Below are 19,933 nucleotides of genomic sequence, written 5' to 3' on the forward strand. Positions count from 1 at the left end.
TGAATAAAAAGGGAAGTTTTTGTTTTTTACTGGAAAAATGACAATAACTGTCGATAGTAATATAGTAGGAAAAAAAAGGAGGATTTATCGATGAAAAAAATCATGTTTGCTTTCTTTCTATCATTGCTTCTCGTTTTCCCAAGCTTTGCACATGCAGAGGAAACAGGAGCAGTACCAGCATCCGTACAAGTAACAGGCGTCACAGCAGCAGACGGTGGTATGGTTAATTACGGTTCTGGCAGTAAATATCGTGTAGGTTCATATTATCCAGCTACTTTTAAAGGAACATTAAAGGACACAAGTGGTCAACTCATGGCGAATCAGCCAATTCAGCTTTATTTTGAAGCAGCAATCAAATCATATGCTCAAACAGCGACAGGTACAACAGACGAGAATGGACAATTTTCACTAACGATTCAAGTTCCTGCAGGTGCAGGCTACCGTACATACAATAATGCAGGCTGGTCTACACATTACTACGATATCGTTCCAGTGACTTTTACTTCAAACGACATCACGCTATCTTCAAATGTGACAAGTGTGTACCATTTGGCATATACATCACGTTACTAATCTGCTAGAAGAGGCGACTTGGCGAAATTCCTGTCGTTTTCATAGAAAAAAAGGATGTCAGCTAGTGACATCCTTTTCTTTTTGTTAGCAAACCTGCTGGGCGGCAACCGAAAGAGTCGATAAACAAACACTCATGAGCCGTTTCTCCCAGATTCGATCGAGCATTGAGCTTTTCATCTTGAACTTTGATGGATAAGAACTTTGAATACTTGAGCTTTCAGCTTTGAACGTTCAGCTTTGAGCTTTTATCATGGATCATCCTAAGATGATCATCAGATGAGGAGGGAATGACCTTTCCCTCGGAGGTGTTTAGTCCTATCGATTTTCGGCTCACTAACAAAATCGACTAGTCGATCTGTATTTTTGTCAAGGTATTGCTTTCTGACAAGGAGAAATCCACTTCCATTTGGAAATCTTCAATCTCTTTCGAAAGCTGTTCAATCTTCACTCGGAGACGAAGAGGGTCAATGATCGCCGCCTCATTTTCAGCTAGGAATGACTTGACGATCTCTTGGTTGGCAGCGGCTTGTGTTTTCCCGTCTTTCCCAAATAGTGTTTCTAAATGCTGATCCAGTCTCTTTTTCACATCTTCATTGATTTGTTCTGACCGGTCAACCAGCTCTGTGTAGACCTTTTTTAATTTTCGTAAATAACGAATATCGTAATCTATGGATGTCTTGCGTTCAATGGCTTCTGCTACGGTCATGCTAACACCCGCCACCTCAATCGTTGTCGTAGCATTCGACACAACGATGGCTGATTTAATGGCATTTCGGCGTTTGATTAATGCTTGAATCGATTGGTCATCTGCTTTTGCCTTTTTTTCTACTTCTTCTTGATTTTGAAATCCGTTCTGTATATGTTTCCCGATGATCAAACCACCGAGTACGGCTTCATCAATCGTTCGGCTGATTCTCTTATCTAACATTTTCAGTTCACTTAATGCTCTTGTAATGGTCATTTCCATATTAAAAACAGCTCCCTTGATTCATCCTGAAAATCATAGATTCCTATCATATACCAAAATGTCTTTGTTTTGCTAGTGATATCCTTTTTTGGGACAAACAAAAACCCTGGTGCTATACACCAGGTTTTTCTCGTTTTTTCTGAATCCATGTTGTCATGTAATAGGCAGCATAGCAGAGTGCGATAAAAGGGATACCGCAGATAAGAGCAATACGCTGATTTGGATCAAAAGCAATGCCGATCACAGATGCAAGGCATAGGAGGAAGGCAGCAATCGGAACCACCGGATAGAGCGGGGTTCGGAAAGATAAATCATGAAGCTGTCCGCCATCCTGTAAGAATTTTTTGCGAAACATGAACTGTGAAGCTGCAATTCCCATCCATACAACAACAACGGCGAGTCCAGAGATTGAAACAAGAACCAGATACACCGTTTCAGGTGCGATGACACTCGATAGCAAAGAGAGAATGCCCCCAATCATACTCAAAATGAGTGCATTCAAAGGAATTCCCTTTGACGTCAATTTTGCCAGCTTTTTAGGTAATGTTCGTTCTTCAGAAAGGGACCATAGCATGCGAGATGAAGCGTATAGTCCTGAGTTTGCAGCAGATAAGATCGCCGTCAGAATGACAAAGTTCATAAAATCTGCCGCATAAGGAATACCGATGCGGTCAAAGACCACAACGAAAGGACTTTTGATCACCCCGGCTTCTTCTACTGGAATTAAGCCGGCTAAGACCACGATCGTTCCGACGAAAAACAGGACAAGACGTAGCACAGTCGTGCGAATCGCCCGGGGAATGGTCTCATCTGGATTGACACTTTCGCCCGCAGCAATCCCAATTAGCTCAGTACCCGAAAAAGCAAAATTAACAGCCAGCATTGTCATTAAAATCGGTAAAAAGCCGTTTGGGAAGAGACCCCCATCTCCAGTGAAGTTAGAGAAGAACGGAGCGGCCTCACCGCCTTTTAGTGGAATCAATCCAAACATCGCGGCTCCGCCAAGGATAATAAAGAGAATAATAGCCATGACTTTAATGCTAGAAAACCAAAATTCCGATTCTGCAAAAAACTTAACTGTAAAAGCATTGAGTAAAAAGATGAGAATGGCAAAAACACCGCTCCACATCCAAACTGATGTGTCCGGGAACCAGCGCTGCATTAAAAGACCTGCCGCTGTAAATTCTGAACCAAGTGCCACGGTCCATGTCAGCCAATAAAGCCAAGCCACTGTATAGCCAGTGCCGGGCCCAATGTATTTTGTTGCATATGTGTGAAAAGCGCCTGTAACCGGCATTGCGACAGACAGTTCACCTAAACAGAGCATCACGAGATACACAATTAATGCCCCAACCAGATAAGCCAAAATCGTTCCCGCAGGTCCGGCCTGATTGATCGTATATCCTGAACTTAAAAAGAGTCCTGTGCCAATCACGCCACCTAAAGAAAGCATGAACAGGTGACGGCTTGTCATTTTTCGTTGATATTGTTGTGACTGATCTTTTGCTTGTTCCATGTCTTCCCGCCCTTTTGCTTAAAAGTATGTGTGTTGAGTCATGATGCTACGATGTTGCCTGTTTTAAGATATCGGTAATATCCTCTGGTGTCGTCCGGCAGCAGCCGCCGATGATTTGTGCGCCGTCTTTATACCATTGCTGCGCACATTCACCAAATGTATGGTGAGACGTATCGCCGCTCCAAACCTTTTCTTCAGGATCATATAATTCCCCTGAGTTCGGATACACGACAATCGGTTTGCTCGTCCCTTTTTTCATCTCCTGAATGAGAGAAGACATATATTGCGGCGGTGTACAGTTTACGCCAACAGCAGCGATCTGCTCATATGGCTCAAGTGCTTGTACACAGTCTCTAAGTAAATCTCCTTCACTAATGTGCTGACCATCCTTTGCACTAAATGTAATCCACGCATATACACCGCTGAACTCATCCTGCAGCAGTTTAGCGATAGCGATTGCTTCAATGAGACAAGGGATGGTTTCACAAGCGAGAATATCTGCACCAGCCTCTACCAATGCTTGAATTCTTGGTCTGTGAAAATCAATGAGCGCCTGTTCTGTGAGTCCGTAATTTCCCTTATATTCTGAACCGTCAGACAAATAAGCGCCGAAGGGCCCCACAGATCCAGCGACGAATGGTTTTGTCCGCTCTTTACGATGTGTCTCATCCTGCCAAAACTGCTCGCATGCTTCTTTTGCTAACGTGACAGATCGTTTCATTAATTCGATGGCATCTTCTTTTGTGTAGCCTTTTTCAGCAAAGCCATCAATTGTCGTTTGGTAGCTGGCTGTTGTTGCACAGTCAGCACCTGCTTGGAAGTAGTCCAAGTGTACTTGCTGAATCAATTCTGGCTGTTCAATGAGGATTTTGGCTGACCATAAACTGTCGTTTAAATCACAGCCCTTTCGTTCAAGCTCCGTTGCAAGTGCACCATCTAAAATCAAAGGTGTGTGAGCCTGTAAACGGCTTTGAATAGGATTCATATAAATCAAACAGCCTCCTTTGTCGATCGGAAATAATGGATATGATATGAGGCAGTAGTTTAAATGACTAAAGTGTTTTTGTCAAGGAGAGGAATAAGCATCATACGACGGAAAAACCCTGAAAACATGCGGGTTTGAGTGCATAAACATACAGTTGAAATAATAGAAAACCAAGTCATTGACAGCCTCTAAAAAGAGATATATATTATGGAAAGGTTCATTTCAGAAAGCTTCATCAAAAGGCGCCGTCTTTTGATTTTTATTTTGTCCAACGACTGTCTTCTTTCGTGCAGAAAGAGGGTTTTTTATATGCTTAAAAAAAGGAGGAAAGAAGAAATTGAAAAAATGTGTAAAAGATATTGCAATGATTCTAGTTGGTTCTTTTTTATTTGCTGCAGCTGTGAACATGTTTGTCATTCCACTTGAGTTTGGTGAAGGCGGCGTAACGGGGCTGTCCATCATTTTCTACTATATGTTTGAGATTGCGCCGTGGCTGACAAACCTTGTGTTGAATGCGATTTTATTACTTGTGGGGTATAAATACTTGGACAAGAAGACCACGATCTACACAGTGGTAGCTGTCGCAAGTAACTCTCTATTTTTACATTTGACCACTACATGGGTGGTGAATGTCCATGAATTGATCATTGGTTCTATTTTCGCTGGGATCATCATTGGGATTGGTATTGGTCTTGTTTTAAGAGCGGGCGGTACAACAGCGGGATCTGCCATTCTTGGTCGAATTGCGAATAAGTATCTAGACTGGAACGTGAGCTACGCCATCTTGTTCTTTGATCTGATCGTTGTTTTTGCTTCTTACTTTATTATTGGTGCGGAAAAATTAATGTTTACGATTGTGATGCTGTATGTGGCGACTAAGGTGATGGACTTCGTCATAGAAGGGCTTAACACGAAAAAAGCAGTGACGATCATTTCTTCATGCAAAGATGATATTGCAGAAGAAATCAATCACACCTTGGATCGAGGCGTGACAATATTAAACGGTCGCGGTCATTATTCAAAGGAATCGAAGGAAATTCTCTATGCGGTCATTCAAAAACAGGAGCTGATGCGTTTAAAGAAAATCATTAAGAAAATTGATCGAGACGCATTCGTTGTTGTCCATGACGTGCGTGATGTGTTTGGAGAAGGATTTGTGAATATATAAAAAGTAAAAAAAGACACCTCCACTATAAAGTGGGGGTGTCTTTTCATATGTTGAGTGATCTTATGTTTAAGTGACTATTTTTTTAGGGTATCATCTTTCTTCTCGTTACTTTTCAGAACGAAAAAGCGTATACACTCAGCAATGGCCGCTCCCACCACAAACAGGATGATGGGTGTAATGGTAAAAGGTTGTTTGAAGATGAACAAATACACGATATAACACAAAGTTAGTGTAATGACTAAAGTGAGATAATTACTCCACATTTTTTTCAAGGTCATCAGCTCCTCGTTTTTTAAGTTCTGACATTATTCGGTATTATTGGTTGGGTTGAAAAGAACTAGCCACTTTCAGCCGTTCTCATCACTTTAATTCGAGTTGAGTGTTCGTAAAACTTAGTATGATGATCATAAGGATAAGCCATTGTGAATGAACTTCTTAATTCCATAAAATTCAGCTTATCCCTTTAAAATAAAGAGATTAAATGAGTTGTTTCCTAATTTATTGATATTCGTTCTTGTTTATGTTCGTTGTCTACAATAGATACACGCTAGATTTACCTTGATCAGGTGAAGCCTTGAAGAAAGAGAAACTTCCTGTATGAAAATTTATAGGACGTTGAGTGTGAAAAGTTGCAAAAGATACCTCTTGTAACATCATACTATGTATTGTATAGTATAAATAGTTAGGAGTTGTAATCATGAATGCACAATTAAAAAAAGGTTTACTTGAATTCTGTGTACTGGCAGTTTTAAAGAAAGGCGATTCCTATGGTTATCAAATGATTAAAGATATGTCCCATTGTATTGAGATTTCAGAATCGACATTATATCCGATATTAAAGCGGTTAGAGCAAAACAATTATGTGGAGACCTATTCACAGGAACATAACAGTCGATTAAGAAAATACTACCGGATGACAAAAAGCGGCCGTGAGCATATGGCGCAGTTCTTAGCGGAATGGGATCAAGTGATGGCGATTTACGACTTTATTTCTGGAGGACAGAGCAATGAATAAAAAAGAATTTTTAGCCAGCTTGGAGAAGCATCTGCATCGTCTAGGCGAAAAAGAAAGTGATCGGTTCATCGAGTATTACGATGAAATGATCGAGGATTATCAGGAAGATGGCTACAGTGAACAGGAGGCAGTTCATCAAGTCGGTCAGCCTGCCATCATCGCTGAAGGGATTATGAAGGAACAAGGAATCAAAACCGTTCAGGTGCCGACGTTTGGAGAAAAAGCCACAAGGCTCTCCATCCTCATTTTGGGCTTTCCGTTATGGGGCAGTATTCTAGCAACAGTCTTCCTGCTGTTTCTTTCTGTGTATATGGTGATTTGGTGCATTCCACTCGTGACAGGTACAATGACGCTAGTTGGTCTGCTCGGCGGTTTTTGGAGCATCATTGGTTCTCCGTTTATTTTTCAGGACGGTTTGCATGTGGTGGTGACGCAGATCGGAGTTGGTATTCTTCTATTAGGTGTCGGATTATTAAGCGGCATAGCCACGGCGTATTTGACAAAACTATTTGTGCAAGGGACTGTTCAAACCACTAAGGCATTCATGGGAATGTTTAAAAAGAAGGTCGTGAGAGTATGAACGTGAATGATTTAAAAAAGCAATGCATCAAATGGGGGATCATCTTCACCGTTGTTGGAGGCATGATCATGGCAATTGGTTTTGGACTTTCAGGCTTTGACCTAGATGCATATCAAAACAATGACCAGAACAATATCTTCCGCACGATCAATTGGAGCAAGCCATAAATGAAAGACCCGCTTATGCGGGTCTTTTTTTCGCTCTGGCAACAAAGAAAAAATAACAGCAAAGTGCGCCAAGGTCACAGAGCATAATAATCAGCCCCATTGGAAAGGCAGTCTGGCTACCAGCTAAGCCGACAAGTGGTGTCATGCAAGCGCCTAGCAGCATTTGCGCCACACCGATGAGGGCAGCGGCACTTCCAGCATGTGCGCCGTGATGCTGCATCGCAAGAGATGGTGCAGAGGTGCCGACAATCCCAACGCTTGAGACCACAAAAAAGAGCGGAATGAGAATGCCATACAATCCTGCATCAATAGAGATCATCACACACAAGGTGACGCCCCCTAAAGCAGCTGTCAGCAGCCCGATGCGAAGGACTTTCTCCTCACCAATTTTCGCAGCAACGCGGGCAAATACTTGTCCGGCTGTGATGATGCCAAGACTATTCACCGCAAAGGCAGCGCTGAAGCCCTGCGGAGAAAGGTTGAAAATCTCCTGCAATACAAACGGTGATCCAGAGATATACGCAAACATGGCGGCGAAGACAAGTCCTTGTGAGAGAGCATATCCGACAAAGAGTCGATCGCTCGCTAGAATTTTCATCGCACCTAGGATCTGTTTGAAGCCCCCAGTCTGTCTACGTTCCACAGGTAAGCTTTCTTTCAATGAAAACATCGATCTTAGGAGCATGAGTGCCCCGAGGATTCCTAGCAGAACAAACACACCCTGCCACGTCGTGAACCGTAACATTTGTCCGCCCACGATCGGTGCCGCTGCTGGAGCCACTCCGTTGACTAACATGAGCAAAGCAAAGAATTTCGTCATTTCTGAGCCTTCATAATGATCTCGTACGATGGCTCGTGCAATGACAATGCCTGCTGAACCAGCAAGTCCTTGAATCAGCCTTAAAAGAATGAATGTCCAAATTGATGTGACAACTGTGCATAAAAGAGATGCCGCAATAAAAATGATCAATCCAACCATCAGCGGCTTTCTTCTGCCAACTGTATCACTGATTGGACCTGCAATGAGCTGTCCAAGCGCAAGTCCAATTAAACAAGCCATGAGACTTAACTGAGACAGTGCCGTGCTTGCTTCAAAGTCACGGGCGATATTAGGTAAAGCAGGTAAATACATATCCATTGCCAGCGGTGCCAGGGCTGTTAAAGAGCCAAGAAGCGTGGCAAGGAGGAATCGATTTTTTTTCGATTCTTGGGGATAAGCTAAAGAATTCATATGATGCCACTCCTCGTATACGTCCTCAAATCAGCATAATGAATCAAGCTTTCCATTTCAATCAAAATTTTCAAAGAAAATTTCGTGCAAAATCATTGATCTTTCGAAGGAGACTCTTTACATTGAATGAGTAGAGAAAAGAATCAGATCATCGGCATGCAATGATTGCATGATTCGTATATCCATTCATAGACAAACAGGAGGTGCTGGCATGGAGCAGCAAGAGTTGATCATTCGTCAAGCGGTGAGCGAAGATCATGAGGCGATCACACATGTGTTGATCAAATCATACGCACAGTATGAGCCTCAATTTACAGAGGAAGGCTGGCAAAATTATTCTGCAGCGCTGCGAGCGGCTGTAGATAACCCAAACATGGAGTTGATGCTCGTGGCCGAGCTTGAGGGCAAGGTCGTGGGGACCCTTCAAATGTTTCGATCATCAGAACAGGCATATGACAAGCCGGAGATGGGCATTACTTCAGCGATTGTCCGGTTTTTAGGGGTAGATCCTGATGTGAGAGGAAAAGGCATTGCAGAGTCATTGTTGCGTAAAAGTATAGAACTAACGCAATCGTGGGGCGAGAACGTCCTGTACCTTCATACGTCGGATAAAATGCAGGCCGCCATTCGTTTATATGAAAGAATGGGCTTTGAACGGGCACTTGATAAAGAATTTGTGAATCAAAATGGGACGCATGTGAAGAGCTATCAGTATGTGATTAAAAAAGAACAGCCGGCTGGCTCATAATATACACCGAATAAGAAGAGGAAGAGTATGTCCTGCATGGACGGGACTCTTCCTTTTTCTCATGACACCCATACGTTCAGTGCCATATATGAAAAGCACCAAGAGATTAACCCGAACATGACAAAGAATTTCAACACATGTTCATAAGGGGTCAGCTTTCGATCTCTTTTCGTTTTCACAAGCCGCCAGTAAAGGGCATCGCCACAAAAAACCAAGATGATTTGTCCGAGTTCTGCTACGGTTTCGATGATTGTGATTCCGTTCATTTGTTTTCACCTCACCATATGTCTTCCGTAGGCAGCAGCAGTGAACCTTTATTTCTTCAAAAGAAAGCAGTGTATACTAGAATAAGAAGTAGATGCAGAAGGGGTTGTGACCGATTGTTTCCGCTATATGTAAATTCTTGGGATGACGTCATTGAGAGAAAAATCAAATACGATGATCAGGTTGTGGAACATACGTGTCAGCTGTTAGACGCACAGGAGCAGCAAGTCGTGTTGTTTCATAAAATTCAAGAACCATTTACAATGGTTGCTGGTGATGGCACTGTCACGATTCCAAAAGGGAGTTATACGACCGCCTATTATTGGACGGATCGGCCTTACAATGTCTATTTTTGGCGAGATGATCAAGGCAATGAACTTGGCTCTTATGTGAATATCGTCAGACATACATGGTTTGAAGAACGGGCGGTTGTTTTTGAAGATTTATTGATTGATCTACTCGTTCTTCCGAATGGTGATTTCTTTGTTTTGGATGAAGATGAACTGCCGGAGAGTTTAGCTTCCTTTGAGCAGGGCTCGGTTCATCGGGCACTCCGTGATGTCATCCATTCGTTAGCGCACATCCTCGATCAAGTGAGGCTGGATGCGAAAGGGAAATATCCTCACACCCTGTTTCAGAAGATGTTGAAATAGAAAAAACGATTCCTTGCTGAAAGGAATCGTTTTTTTATCAAACCTTGATCCGGCTGATTCGTTTTTGTAAATCAGTTTTTGTTTTAGATGCTTTTAGTTGTTTGACCGCACTTTGAGCGGTTGCTTTTGTTTTCTTTGTTCGTTTGGCTTCGGCTTTTTTGACTTTTTGTTTGGCATCTGTCACTTTCTTTTGATAAGCGACTTGTTTTTTGACTTTGTCGAGCCGGTTTTGCAGGCTTGTTTTTTCTTTGCCTTTGGATAGCTTTTTAATAGCCGTTTGGGCACTTTTAATCGAGCCTTGGGTTTTACTTTTTTCAGCTGATTTGACCTTCGCTCGTGCGTCACGAATATCAATGGCTGTTTGGACTTTTTTGACTCGGTCAGTGAGTGCGGTTTTTTGCTTGCTGGCAGTGAGTCTGCCAATTTTCGTTTTGGCTTGATCAACATCTGTCTGTTTTTTAGATGTTTCGGCTGTCTTGACTGCGCTTGTCGCAGCCTTTAAAAAGGTTGACTGCGGCACATATTGCACGCGGCCATAGCCGAATTGTGAATCTTTTCCTTTTGCGCCAAGATCCACTGTATAGCTGCGCAATAAAGTGCGGAGCTGAACATTTGTTTTCTTAGGATGTAGCTGTTTTAACAGCGCCAGCATCCCTGTGACATGCGGTGCCGCTTGTGATGTACCCGTGGCATACCAATATTCATTTTTCAAATAGGTACTGATGACGTTCTCGCCGGGAGCGGAAAATTCAATTCCTTTCCCCGTATTAGAGATGGAGGCGAGTTTGTCTTTGTCAGTCGTTGCGGAAACAGCAATGACGCTATTGTATGCGGCAGGATAACTAATCCCATTCTTCTTTCCATCATTTCCACTTGCAGCAACGACCAGCAGTCCTTTTTTGTATGCTTCATCAACTGCTGAACGTAAAATCGGAATGTTATCTTCAAAAGCTAGACTTAGGTTGATGATGTCCATCTTATTGCTAATCGCCCAATCAATGCCTCGGAGCAGACTGTATAAGTCGCCCTCTCCTTTTTTATCTAATACTTTTACAGCATACAGCTTCACACCAGAAGCGACGCCGACCGTACCGTAATCATTGTTGAGCGCCCCAATTGTACCGGCGACATGTGTTCCATGTCCTTCATCATCTTTATAAGAAGACGTGTAATTGACGAATGATTTACCGCCGGCTACCTTTAAATCTTCATGTGGGAAAATACCAGTATCGAGAACGGCTACTTTCACATTTTTCCCTGTCACACCTTCTTTGATTGCTTGCTTTACATTGAGCTTCTGCAAGTTATAAGATTTTTGTACCAAAGCATCCTGACCAGTAGCAGCAGCCGTTTTTTTCACGGTAGAAGAAGCGAGTTTGACCCTAACGTTTTTTGAAACATAAGCGATGTTTGGGTCTTTTTTAAGTGAGGTGACAGCTTGCTCATCTGCTGTCACTGCTACAGCTGGAAGATGTATGTATTGAGCGTTCACTTTTTCACTTTCTTGAATAGCCGTCTGTTTTCCTTTTTGATTTTTATAGACGATGATGACATCTGTTTCTTTTGGTGGTGCAACTGCCTGCGAATGGAAGGGCAAAGCAGTTGTCAAAGCAAGAAGAAACGCGATGACCACGACGATTTTCTTTTTCAAGGCAATGGCTCCTTGCATATGAGGTGACCTCCGTCTTTTTTTCTTTATTATATCGGAGAAATAAGATGGATGGTTAGAAGAATCATAGTCTAGAAAGAAAGTTTTTTTCACATGTATCCCGAAATTGAATTTCATAGAATTCTAGTAGACAATAGAGAGATCATAATATGAGAAAGAAGGACATGCCGATGAATGTAAAAGAGTATATGACGTATGATGCGACGGGACTGGCGTCACTTGTGCAGAAAAAGCAGGTCACGCCCGAAGAGCTTGTACAAGCTGCATTTGCTAGATTGGAAGAAGTGAATCCACTACTAAATGCGGTGATTCAGACAAGGCGAGATCAAGTGTTCAAAGACATGAAGTCACTAGATGCGGATCAGCCGTTTGCTGGTGTTCCGTTTGTGTTGAAAAATATATCGCAGGGGCTGGAACATGAACCTTTGACGGCGGGTGCTTTGCTGTTAAAGGATGTAAAGGCGCAAACAGATTCCCACTTTGTCCGTCGATTGAAGCAGGCTGGACTCCTCATGATCGGTCATACAAACACACCTGAATTCGGATTGCGAAATGTGACAGAACCCTTTTTATATGGTCCGACGAGAAACCCTTGGAATGCTGACTATTCTCCGGGCGGTTCAAGCGGCGGGACGGCAGCAGCTGTGGCAAGCGGCATCGTACCGGCGGGTGGAGCGAGTGATGGCGGAGGGTCTATTCGGATTCCGGCATCCTTTACTGGTTTATTTGGACTCAAGCCAACAAGGGGGAGAACACCGGTCGGCCCGGGTGCAGGAAGGCAGTGGCAAGGAGCTTCCATTGACTTTACGCTCACAAAAACAGTTCGAGACAGTGCAGCCCTGCTTGATTTGCTTCAAGTCATTCAGCCAGAGGCTGCGTTCCAAACGCCATTATATGACGGTAGCTATCAGGAGGATTTGGTGAAACGAACCTCTTCTATGCGAATTGCTTACAGTGTAGACTCTCCAGTAGGCACGAAGGTGAGTGAGGAAGCAAAGCAGGCAGTCTTGAACACTGTGAAATGGCTGAGTGAACAAGGGCATCAAATAGAGGAAGCGAAGCCGGACATTGATGGTGTCCATCTGATGCAGCAATATTATGTCATGAACAGCGGTGAAATGTCTGCCTTATTTACCTCTCTGGCTCGTTCATTCGGGCGTCCGGTGAAGCCTGAGGAGACAGATATTGTGGCATGGGTACTGGCGGAAGCAGGAAAAAATGTGACAGCTGCTGCTTATACAGAAAGTCTTGATGCATGGGATATGGCCGCTGCAAAAATGGCCGCATTTCATCAAACCTACGATCTATATGTGACCCCAGCTACTGCCTATTCGGCTCCAAAGGTTGGCGAGCTGATGCATAACGATCAAGAAATTGCTGCATTGTTACGTGTGTCATCCCTTTCAATGCAAGCACAGCAGGATCTGATTTATGAAATGTTCCTCAAGAGTTTGATCTACACACCATTTACACAGCTGGCTAACCTAACCGGCCAGCCATCTATGAGTGTGCCAGTTCATCTCACAGAAGCAGGCATGCCTTTAGGCGTACAGGTGACAGCACCGAAAGGAAAAGAGGACTGGCTGCTCAGACTGGCGTCAGAAATAGAATCATCCTCATTATGGAAAGGAACGCATCCATTACTGAATCAATAATACAATGGCATCGACGTTGGTCTATGGAGGAAAGGAGTGTCACACGTGAGTACGAAGGACAAAATCATTCAAACGGCCGCACTTCTTTTACGTAAACAGGGGTATCATGCGACAGGGTTGAATCAAATCATTCGAGAGAGCGGCACGCCGAAAGGATCTCTTTATTATTACTTTCCAAATGGAAAAGAAGAGCTAGCCATAGCAGCCGTTGAATATATTAGTCAAAGGGTCATCGATCAAATTGAAGCAAGCTTTGCCTATTCTGATGACCCATATGTCGCCGTCGATCATTTTATGACAAATATTATTCGGGGTTTTATGGAGCAAGAAAGTGAAAGAGGGATACCGATTGTCTTACTGGCGGCAGAGTCAAAACCTGAACATACAAAACTTCATGCTGCATGCAAACAAGAAATGATCCGCTGGCAAGAGCTTGTCAAAAAAAAGCTGATGAATAGCGGATATGATGAAATAAAAGCGGATGAGCGGGCATCTCTCCTTCATTCAATGGTCATCGGCGGATTATCAATGACTACTGCATTAAAGCAAACGACACCTTTAGAGCACGTAAAATGTTACCTTAGACACTTATTTATGCGAGAAGAGTAAAATCTCTCGCATATTGCCTATCTATTATATCAATTGGTCTATATAATAAAGATAGTCAATTAGTCATGAGGAGTGATGGGATGTCGGAGCAACCACAATCGATCAAGCAATCCGAAGATACCTCTTTTTATACCGTGTCCGGTTCGGGGGAGCTGTATGGTTTGGAAAATCAGCTTGTACATGTGCTGGCAGAAGCAAATCAAACAAATCAACTGTTTGAGCTTGTCTTAATCACAGGTGGGAAAGGTGCTTACTTTCCGCTGCATTGTCATGAGACGCTATTTGAAACCATCTTTGTGCTGGAAGGGAAGTTGGAAGTGATACTGGACGGTAAAAAGTATATGGTGACGGCCTGCGATTATATTCATATTCCGCCCAAAACAATTCATGGCTATAGAATGCATAGTCACAAAACAAGGTTTATTTCTTATACACTGGGCGGGCAAATGACAGATGTCTATCAGCAAATCGGAAAGAGGCTGTTGCAGAATGAATGGCCGATGACTGATCACCCATTTGATGCAGACAGCTTTCATCAGGCTGAAAAAGAAAGCGATATCATGTTGATGCATGGCATTAGGGAGCTATCCAATACAACCAAGCCAGCTGTTTTGTTTCATAGTCAGCTCCCGCGCGCAGTGCAGCCATATGTGCTGGAGGCTGGTGAAGGAAAGCAATACATGGTCGAAGGTCAGCTTCATGAGCTGATTGCGACAACGGAAACAACAGGAGACGGATTTAGTTATTTTGTGATTGAAGGGACAAAGGGAAAAGGGTTACGTTCGCATTATCATGAAATGCATACAGAAGCACTTTATTGTGTTGAAGGCAGAATCAATCTTCAGTTAAACGGAGAAAATATTTGCTTGATGCCAGGGGATTTTGCCTATATTCCTCCGAATACCGTTCACTCGTATGAATTCGTGTCTCATTCAAATAAAATGTTGGTTTTGCTGCTGCCTGGCTATATTGAGCAAGTGTTTGAACAATTTGAAGAAGCACAAAGTCCAGGTATGTGCCCTTATTTTATACAGGAAGGGAACATGATGGAGGGTGGGGAGACCTCTGCTCAGTATGATTTGGTGTTTGTCGAAGAAAAATAGCTGTGTAACGCGTTACACATATTGAAGTATACAACCTGCTGAATAAATCGGCGGGTTATTTTGTTTTCCCTTATGGAACAGCATCCCTATTCATATGTATGAACCATCCATTCAAGGTGAAGCTATAGAAATGATGACTTGAACTAAAGGAGGAAATGCAAATGAGAGCTGTCACCTATCAAGGGAAAAGCCGCATTGCGGTAAAGGAAGTAGCTGCACCATCCATACAAGATCGTGAAGATGTCATCGTTCGGATAACATCTACAGCTATTTGTGGGTCAGATTTACATTTATATCAAGGGAATTTCCCGCTTCCTATCGGCTATGTGATTGGGCATGAACCGATGGGGGTGGTAGAGGAAGTCGGGCCGGATGTCACTGCGGTGAAAAAGGGAGATCGTGTCGTTATTCCATTTACCGTGGCGTGTGGTCAATGCCAGTATTGCCATCACCATTTAGAAAGTCAATGCGATCACTCAAATCCCCATTATGATTCAGGCGGACTTTTTGGATACAGTGAGAAATATGGGAATTACCCCGGAGGACAGGCTGAATATTTACGTGTGCCCTTTGGAAACTATACACCATTTAAGGTGCCGGATGATTGTGAGTTAGAGGATGAACAATTGCTGTTTTTATCAGATGTTCTGCCAACTGCTTATTGGAGTGTAGAACACGCAGGTGTAAAAAAGGGGGATACGGTCATTGTGCTAGGATGTGGACCTGTTGGGTTAATGGCACAGCAATTTGCTTGGCAAAAGGGCGCAGAGCGGGTCATTGCTGTTGATTACATAGACTATCGCCTTCACCATGCAAAACGAATGAGCGGCGTAGAAGTATTTGATTTTACAGAAGACCCTGACATGGGAGAAACCCTAAAAGAGCTCACAAAAGGCGGGGCGGATGTTGTCATTGATTGTGTGGGGATGGATGGGAAAAAGTCACCGCTTGAAAAGATTGAACAGAAGCTCAAGCTGCAAGGCGGAACGATAGGGCCCATTCAAATTGCCACAAAAGCCGTGAGGAAATGTGGGACTGTTCAGCTGACGGGTGTGTATGGAGGTCTTTACAATATGTTCCCATTGGGTGCTTTTTTCGCAAGAAACGTCACGCTGAAAATGGGACAGGCGCCAGCGAGAGGGTACATGTCAAAGCTTTATCAAAAAGTGACAACCGGGGAAATTGATCCTAGAGCGATCATCACACATCAATTGCCGCTAGATGACGCAGCTCATGCGTATCACATATTCAATGAAAAACAAGATGATTGTATAAAAGTCATCTTAAAGCCATAAAAAGAAGGCTTAGGATATTTCCTAAGCCTTTAATGTATACTCGTCCATCATTTTTTCGATTAATTCAAAAAATGTTTTTTTATCTTCTTCTGATAGGTGATTGAACAGTTGATTGACAAGTAGCTGACGATTGTCGATCATTTGTCTGGCGATTTGTTCACCTGATTCAGAGAGTGTAATCCATACCGTACGGCGGTCATTGTTATTTCTAGAGCGGATAATCAGCCCTTCATCTTCTAAGTGATTGAGAGCGGTTGTTGTTGCGGAGGGAGATAATGAAACTTCCTGCAGAATATTTTTCACAGTACATGATTGATGGCGGTAGATGATGCGTAAAATAAACCCTTTTACATTCGTGACGTTTTTCGGGATATTCTCTTCATCTATTCGTTTCGTCGCCTTTAAATACTTTGTCAGTGCATGGTCTAACAAACTTGCCTCTAGCTCGAAATGTTGCATTCTCCATACCTCTTTTCCTATTGCATTCGCATTTTCCGATCAATTACTAGGTCTATCTTATCATAATAAGCATCATCATTTAAACCAAAATGGAAGACGGCTATAAAATTACCTATATTATCAATTAATAAAAGGAACAATTCCAAAATGAAATGATTTTACTTTCACCTCTTTTTATTTTAGAATGTGAATGAGATAAAATCTGCCAATCCAATTCTCTGGAAATTGGCTATTGGACATCAAACGTTTGGAGATGAAGATATTGAATACTTTACAGGCATTACTAAACGACAGAATGGAACGCTCTTCACAAATTGAAGCGATAACTGGCGGAGGTGTGTCTTATACATTTGAAGAATATGCAAAACGCATTGATCAGCTGGCACATTACTTAAACCGTAAAGGAATTCGAAAAGGTGACCGGGTGTGCTTTATTTGTCAAAACCATCATCACTTTTCTACGATTATGCTGGCAGCCATTAAAGCAGGTGCAGTCGCCGTACCGCTTAGCTGGCAGCTTACCTCTTTTGAGCTAGAAGGTATCTTGAAAAAAGCAGAGCCAAAGGCTTTATTTTTTGACCGTGAATTCCGTGACATCATTGCGGCAGTGAATGTGTCTTTAGAAGATTGTCTCATGGTGGAATCTGGTGTCAATGCGAAAACAACACAGCTGTTTGAAGACATATTGGCGTCTAATGATGGAAGTGATCTTGCTGAAGAGGTATCAGAAGAAGATTTGGCCATGATTTTATTCACCTCAGGTACAACAGGCAATCCAAAAGGCTGTATGGTCGGACATGGACGAATCTATCAATTTTTAACACGACGTGGGAATCGAGGATTTGATCTGAAAGGAAAACGGTACTTGGCAAGTCATCCGCTGTATCATATGAGTTCTATTAATCACTTGATTGCAGCTGCAATTGAAGGGTATACGTTAGTCTTCTTACATGATGCAACACCGAAACGCATTTTAGAAACGATTGAGAAAGAAAGAATTACGTTTATGATGGCTTTCCCATCAGCTTATACGTACATGCTAGAAGAAATGAAGCGCGGTTCGTACGATCTCTCATCTTTTGAAATTGCGATTTCTGGTGGTACGAAGGTACCGGTACGCTTAATTAAAGATTACAAAGAAGTAGGCATTCAGATGATGCATGGCTATGGAAGTACAGAAGCGTGGGTTGTGAGTGCGTGGCATCCAGCGATGGGCGAGGATAAGATGGGCTCTGCTGGTAAAGTGGATCCGGATGTAGAAGTCAAAATCGTGCATCCTGAGACAGAGGAGGCGCTCCCAGCTGGAGAAATTGGTGAGGTCGTCATGAGAAGCCCATTTTATTTCTTAGGCTACTATCATCAACCTGAAGCGACAGAGAAAGTGCTCAAAGATGGCTGGTTCCATATGGGGGATGCAGGCTATCTGGATGAAGACGGTTTTCTTTATATCACAGGGAGATACAAAGATGTGATTCTATACGGTGGGGATAATATTTATCCTGACCAAGTGGAAGAGGTCATTGATCAAATTCCAGGTGTAATTGAATCTGCTGTCATTGGGGTACCAGATGACTTATATGGTGAAGTACCAAGTGCGTATATCGTAAAAGACGAATCTGTCGATTTCTGCGAAGAAGATGTGGTGAATTACTGCAAGGAACGTTTAGCAGATTACAAAGTGCCATCCATTCATTTCACGCAGGATCTGCCAAAGAATAAACTTGGTAAAATCATGAAGAAAGATTTACGTGAATTGGTTGTGAATGCGTAGGACCTATTCTGCTATAATGAAATTTGAATGATTTTTTGTTTTTCTAACGTTTTGGAGGGAAAGGGTTTGCGACATATACTTCGTAAGAAACACATTCACGATTTGTTAGAACAGAGCAGACAGCAAAAGGTAAAGAAAACACTAGGCGGGCTCGATCTCACGCTCCTTGGCATAGGGGCTGTGATTGGGACGGGGGTCATGGTGTTAACCGGAATTACAGCAGCTAAAGATGCAGGACCGGCTGTTATTTTCTCCTTTGCGATCGCAGCGATTGTGTGCAGTTTAGCAGCACTTTGTTATGCAGAAATGGCTTCCGCGCTGCCTGTGTTCGGCAGTGCGTACATTTATTCATATACCACAATGGGTGAACTCGTAGGTCATCTCATGGGATGGACGTTATTATCTGTTTATATGCTGACTGCTTCAGCTGTAGCGAGTGGCTGGTCGAGTTATTTTAACAGTCTGCTGGAGGGGTTTGGAATCTCAATTCCACATCAATTTTTAGCTGGTCCAGAACAAGGCGGATATATGAATTTGCCAGCAATTATCATTGCTTTACTCATTGCGTGGATCCTATCTAGAGGAACGAAAGAAAGTAAAAAATTCAATAATATCATGGTGTTTGTGAAACTTGGCATTATTGTTCTTTTCATTGTAGTAGGTGGTTTTTATGTAGAGCCAGCCAATTGGCAGCCGTTCATGCCGTTTGGTACGGAAGGGATTATTGCTGGAGCCGCTGCTGTGTTTTTTGCCTTTTTAGGATTCGATGCCATTTCGGCTTCTGCAGAAGAGGTGAAAAATCCACAGCGGAACCTGCCAATTGGCATTATTGGTTCATTGCTCATTTGTACGATCATTTATATTGTCGTTTGTTTGGTCATGACAGGCATGGTGCACTATACGAAGTTGAATGTGACAGAGGCAATGTCTTATGTATTGCAAAGTGTCCATCAACATAGCGTGGCTGGTATTATTTCTGTCGGTGCTGTGATTGGATTGATGGCTGTGATTTTCGCCAATAATTATGCGGCAACTCGAATTGCTTTTGCGATGGGGCGGGACGGGCTCTTGCCTAAAGTGTTTTCAAAAACAAACAAAAGTGATACACCTGTTGCCAGTATATGGGTGATTGGCGGGATGACAGCTGTTATTTCAGGGTTTATTGATTTGAAGAATCTGTCCAACCTAGCCAATATCGGTGCATTATTAACGTTTGCGATGGTGAGCTTATCCGTACTCATTTTGAGAAAGACACATAAACAGCTGGAAAGGGGATTCCGGGTTCCGTTTGTACCGGTTTTGCCAATTATCTCGATGGGCTGTTGTGTGTTCCTGATGCTCAATTTACCAGGCCGGACATGGCTGTACTTCGGGGTTTGGCTGATGATCGGTGTCGTCATGTACGCAGCATATTCTAACAAACATAGTGAATTAGCGAAATCTGCTTGAGAAAAAGGTGCAAATCCGTTGACGATTTGTGCCTTTTTTCATACGATTTGGGATAA

Annotated in this window: 20 protein-coding genes; 13 read left to right on the top strand and 7 right to left on the bottom strand. The window is 42.8% G+C overall.

Annotation, left to right across the window (positions count from 1 at the left end; translation table 11 throughout):
• The first annotated feature begins 90 nt into the window (after positions 1-90).
• Entirely contained in the window at positions 91-573 is a 483-nt protein-coding gene (locus FBF75_RS15305; protein WP_007498435.1) for a DUF2059 domain-containing protein, read from the top strand.
• Positions 574-919: 346 nt separating this feature from the next.
• Here the strand turns inward: FBF75_RS15305 and FBF75_RS15310 are convergent, their stop codons facing one another.
• The 3 genes from FBF75_RS15310 to mmuM all read right to left on the bottom strand — a co-directional run bounded on the left by FBF75_RS15310 (position 920) and on the right by mmuM (position 4,041).
• Positions 920-1,540 carry a hypothetical protein gene (locus tag FBF75_RS15310; protein WP_017366532.1) on the bottom strand — a complete coding sequence of 207 codons (621 nt, stop codon included), beginning with the start codon at positions 1,538-1,540 and terminating at the stop codon, positions 920-922.
• A 112-nt stretch (positions 1,541-1,652) separates the two neighbouring features.
• Positions 1,653-3,056, bottom strand: coding sequence for an S-methylmethionine permease (gene mmuP, locus FBF75_RS15315; protein ID WP_035390586.1), 1,404 nt, complete (start codon positions 3,054-3,056; stop codon positions 1,653-1,655).
• 46 nt (positions 3,057-3,102) lie between these two features.
• Positions 3,103-4,041, bottom strand: coding sequence for a homocysteine S-methyltransferase (gene mmuM / locus FBF75_RS15320; protein ID WP_046526612.1), 939 nt, complete (start codon positions 4,039-4,041; stop codon positions 3,103-3,105).
• 337 nt (positions 4,042-4,378) lie between these two features.
• Here mmuM and FBF75_RS15325 point away from each other — a divergent pair, with 337 nt between their 5' ends.
• From FBF75_RS15325 to FBF75_RS19705, 4 genes are all read left to right on the top strand, one after another.
• A complete protein-coding gene (locus FBF75_RS15325; RefSeq protein ID WP_025206673.1) occupies positions 4,379-5,209 on the top strand; it encodes a YitT family protein in 831 nt (276 codons plus the stop codon).
• A gap of 697 nt (positions 5,210-5,906) precedes the next feature.
• Complete coding sequence (locus FBF75_RS15335) at positions 5,907-6,224, top strand: PadR family transcriptional regulator (protein WP_136944898.1); 318 nt, start codon at positions 5,907-5,909, stop codon at positions 6,222-6,224.
• Positions 6,217-6,804 (top strand): DUF1700 domain-containing protein, encoded by a 588-nt coding sequence (locus FBF75_RS15340; RefSeq protein WP_017366536.1) that lies wholly within the window; start codon positions 6,217-6,219, stop codon positions 6,802-6,804. Before FBF75_RS15335 ends, FBF75_RS15340 begins: the two co-directional genes overlap by 8 nt.
• Positions 6,801-6,971 carry a hypothetical protein gene (locus tag FBF75_RS19705; RefSeq protein WP_008342167.1) on the top strand — a complete coding sequence of 57 codons (171 nt, stop codon included), beginning with the start codon at positions 6,801-6,803 and terminating at the stop codon, positions 6,969-6,971. The genes FBF75_RS15340 and FBF75_RS19705 overlap by 4 nt, the downstream gene beginning before the upstream one ends.
• A 13-nt stretch (positions 6,972-6,984) precedes the next feature.
• On the opposite strand, the gene FBF75_RS15345 is transcribed toward FBF75_RS19705, so the two are convergent.
• Entirely contained in the window at positions 6,985-8,202 is a 1,218-nt protein-coding gene (locus FBF75_RS15345; protein ID WP_136944899.1) for a multidrug effflux MFS transporter, read from the bottom strand.
• A gap of 211 nt (positions 8,203-8,413) precedes the next feature.
• On the opposite strand from FBF75_RS15345, the gene FBF75_RS15350 reads away from it, so the two are divergent.
• Positions 8,414-8,950 carry a GNAT family N-acetyltransferase gene (locus tag FBF75_RS15350; RefSeq protein WP_008342165.1) on the top strand — a complete coding sequence of 179 codons (537 nt, stop codon included), beginning with the start codon at positions 8,414-8,416 and terminating at the stop codon, positions 8,948-8,950.
• Between the two features lie 59 nt (positions 8,951-9,009).
• Here the strand turns inward: FBF75_RS15350 and FBF75_RS15355 are convergent, their stop codons facing one another.
• A complete protein-coding gene (locus FBF75_RS15355) occupies positions 9,010-9,216 on the bottom strand; it encodes a hypothetical protein (RefSeq protein WP_136944900.1) in 207 nt (68 codons plus the stop codon).
• Between the two features lie 114 nt (positions 9,217-9,330).
• Here FBF75_RS15355 and FBF75_RS15360 point away from each other — a divergent pair, with 114 nt between their 5' ends.
• Positions 9,331-9,867 (top strand): ribonuclease FAU-1 family protein, encoded by a 537-nt coding sequence (locus FBF75_RS15360; RefSeq protein ID WP_136944901.1) that lies wholly within the window; start codon positions 9,331-9,333, stop codon positions 9,865-9,867.
• Positions 9,868-9,904: 37 nt separating this feature from the next.
• Here FBF75_RS15360 and FBF75_RS15365 read toward each other — a convergent pair whose 3' ends face one another.
• Positions 9,905-11,518, bottom strand: coding sequence for a S8 family peptidase (locus tag FBF75_RS15365; RefSeq protein ID WP_240692385.1), 1,614 nt, complete (start codon positions 11,516-11,518; stop codon positions 9,905-9,907).
• Between the two features lie 188 nt (positions 11,519-11,706).
• On the opposite strand from FBF75_RS15365, the gene FBF75_RS15370 reads away from it, so the two are divergent.
• From FBF75_RS15370 to FBF75_RS15385, 4 genes are all read left to right on the top strand, one after another.
• Positions 11,707-13,191 carry an amidase gene (locus FBF75_RS15370; protein ID WP_136944903.1) on the top strand — a complete coding sequence of 495 codons (1,485 nt, stop codon included), beginning with the start codon at positions 11,707-11,709 and terminating at the stop codon, positions 13,189-13,191.
• 45 nt (positions 13,192-13,236) lie between these two features.
• Positions 13,237-13,800, top strand: coding sequence for a TetR/AcrR family transcriptional regulator (locus FBF75_RS15375; protein ID WP_079920288.1), 564 nt, complete (start codon positions 13,237-13,239; stop codon positions 13,798-13,800).
• An 80-nt stretch (positions 13,801-13,880) separates the two neighbouring features.
• Positions 13,881-14,903, top strand: coding sequence for a quercetin 2,3-dioxygenase (locus FBF75_RS15380; protein WP_136944904.1), 1,023 nt, complete (start codon positions 13,881-13,883; stop codon positions 14,901-14,903).
• A 161-nt stretch (positions 14,904-15,064) separates the two neighbouring features.
• Positions 15,065-16,198 carry a zinc-dependent alcohol dehydrogenase gene (locus tag FBF75_RS15385; protein ID WP_035390568.1) on the top strand — a complete coding sequence of 378 codons (1,134 nt, stop codon included), beginning with the start codon at positions 15,065-15,067 and terminating at the stop codon, positions 16,196-16,198.
• A gap of 21 nt (positions 16,199-16,219) precedes the next feature.
• Here FBF75_RS15385 and FBF75_RS15390 read toward each other — a convergent pair whose 3' ends face one another.
• Positions 16,220-16,657 (bottom strand): MarR family winged helix-turn-helix transcriptional regulator, encoded by a 438-nt coding sequence (locus tag FBF75_RS15390; RefSeq protein WP_024719020.1) that lies wholly within the window; start codon positions 16,655-16,657, stop codon positions 16,220-16,222.
• Between the two features lie 262 nt (positions 16,658-16,919).
• Here FBF75_RS15390 and FBF75_RS15395 point away from each other — a divergent pair, with 262 nt between their 5' ends.
• Both FBF75_RS15395 and FBF75_RS15400 read left to right on the top strand, forming a co-directional pair.
• A complete protein-coding gene (locus FBF75_RS15395) occupies positions 16,920-18,428 on the top strand; it encodes a class I adenylate-forming enzyme family protein (protein WP_136944905.1) in 1,509 nt (502 codons plus the stop codon).
• A gap of 66 nt (positions 18,429-18,494) precedes the next feature.
• Positions 18,495-19,877, top strand: coding sequence for an amino acid permease (locus FBF75_RS15400; protein WP_136944906.1), 1,383 nt, complete (start codon positions 18,495-18,497; stop codon positions 19,875-19,877).
• The last annotated feature ends 56 nt before the right edge of the window (positions 19,878-19,933 follow it).

Source organism: Bacillus sp. S2(2019), from assembly GCF_005144805.1.
Classification (GTDB): Bacteria; Bacillota; Bacilli; order Bacillales; family Bacillaceae; genus Bacillus; species Bacillus altitudinis.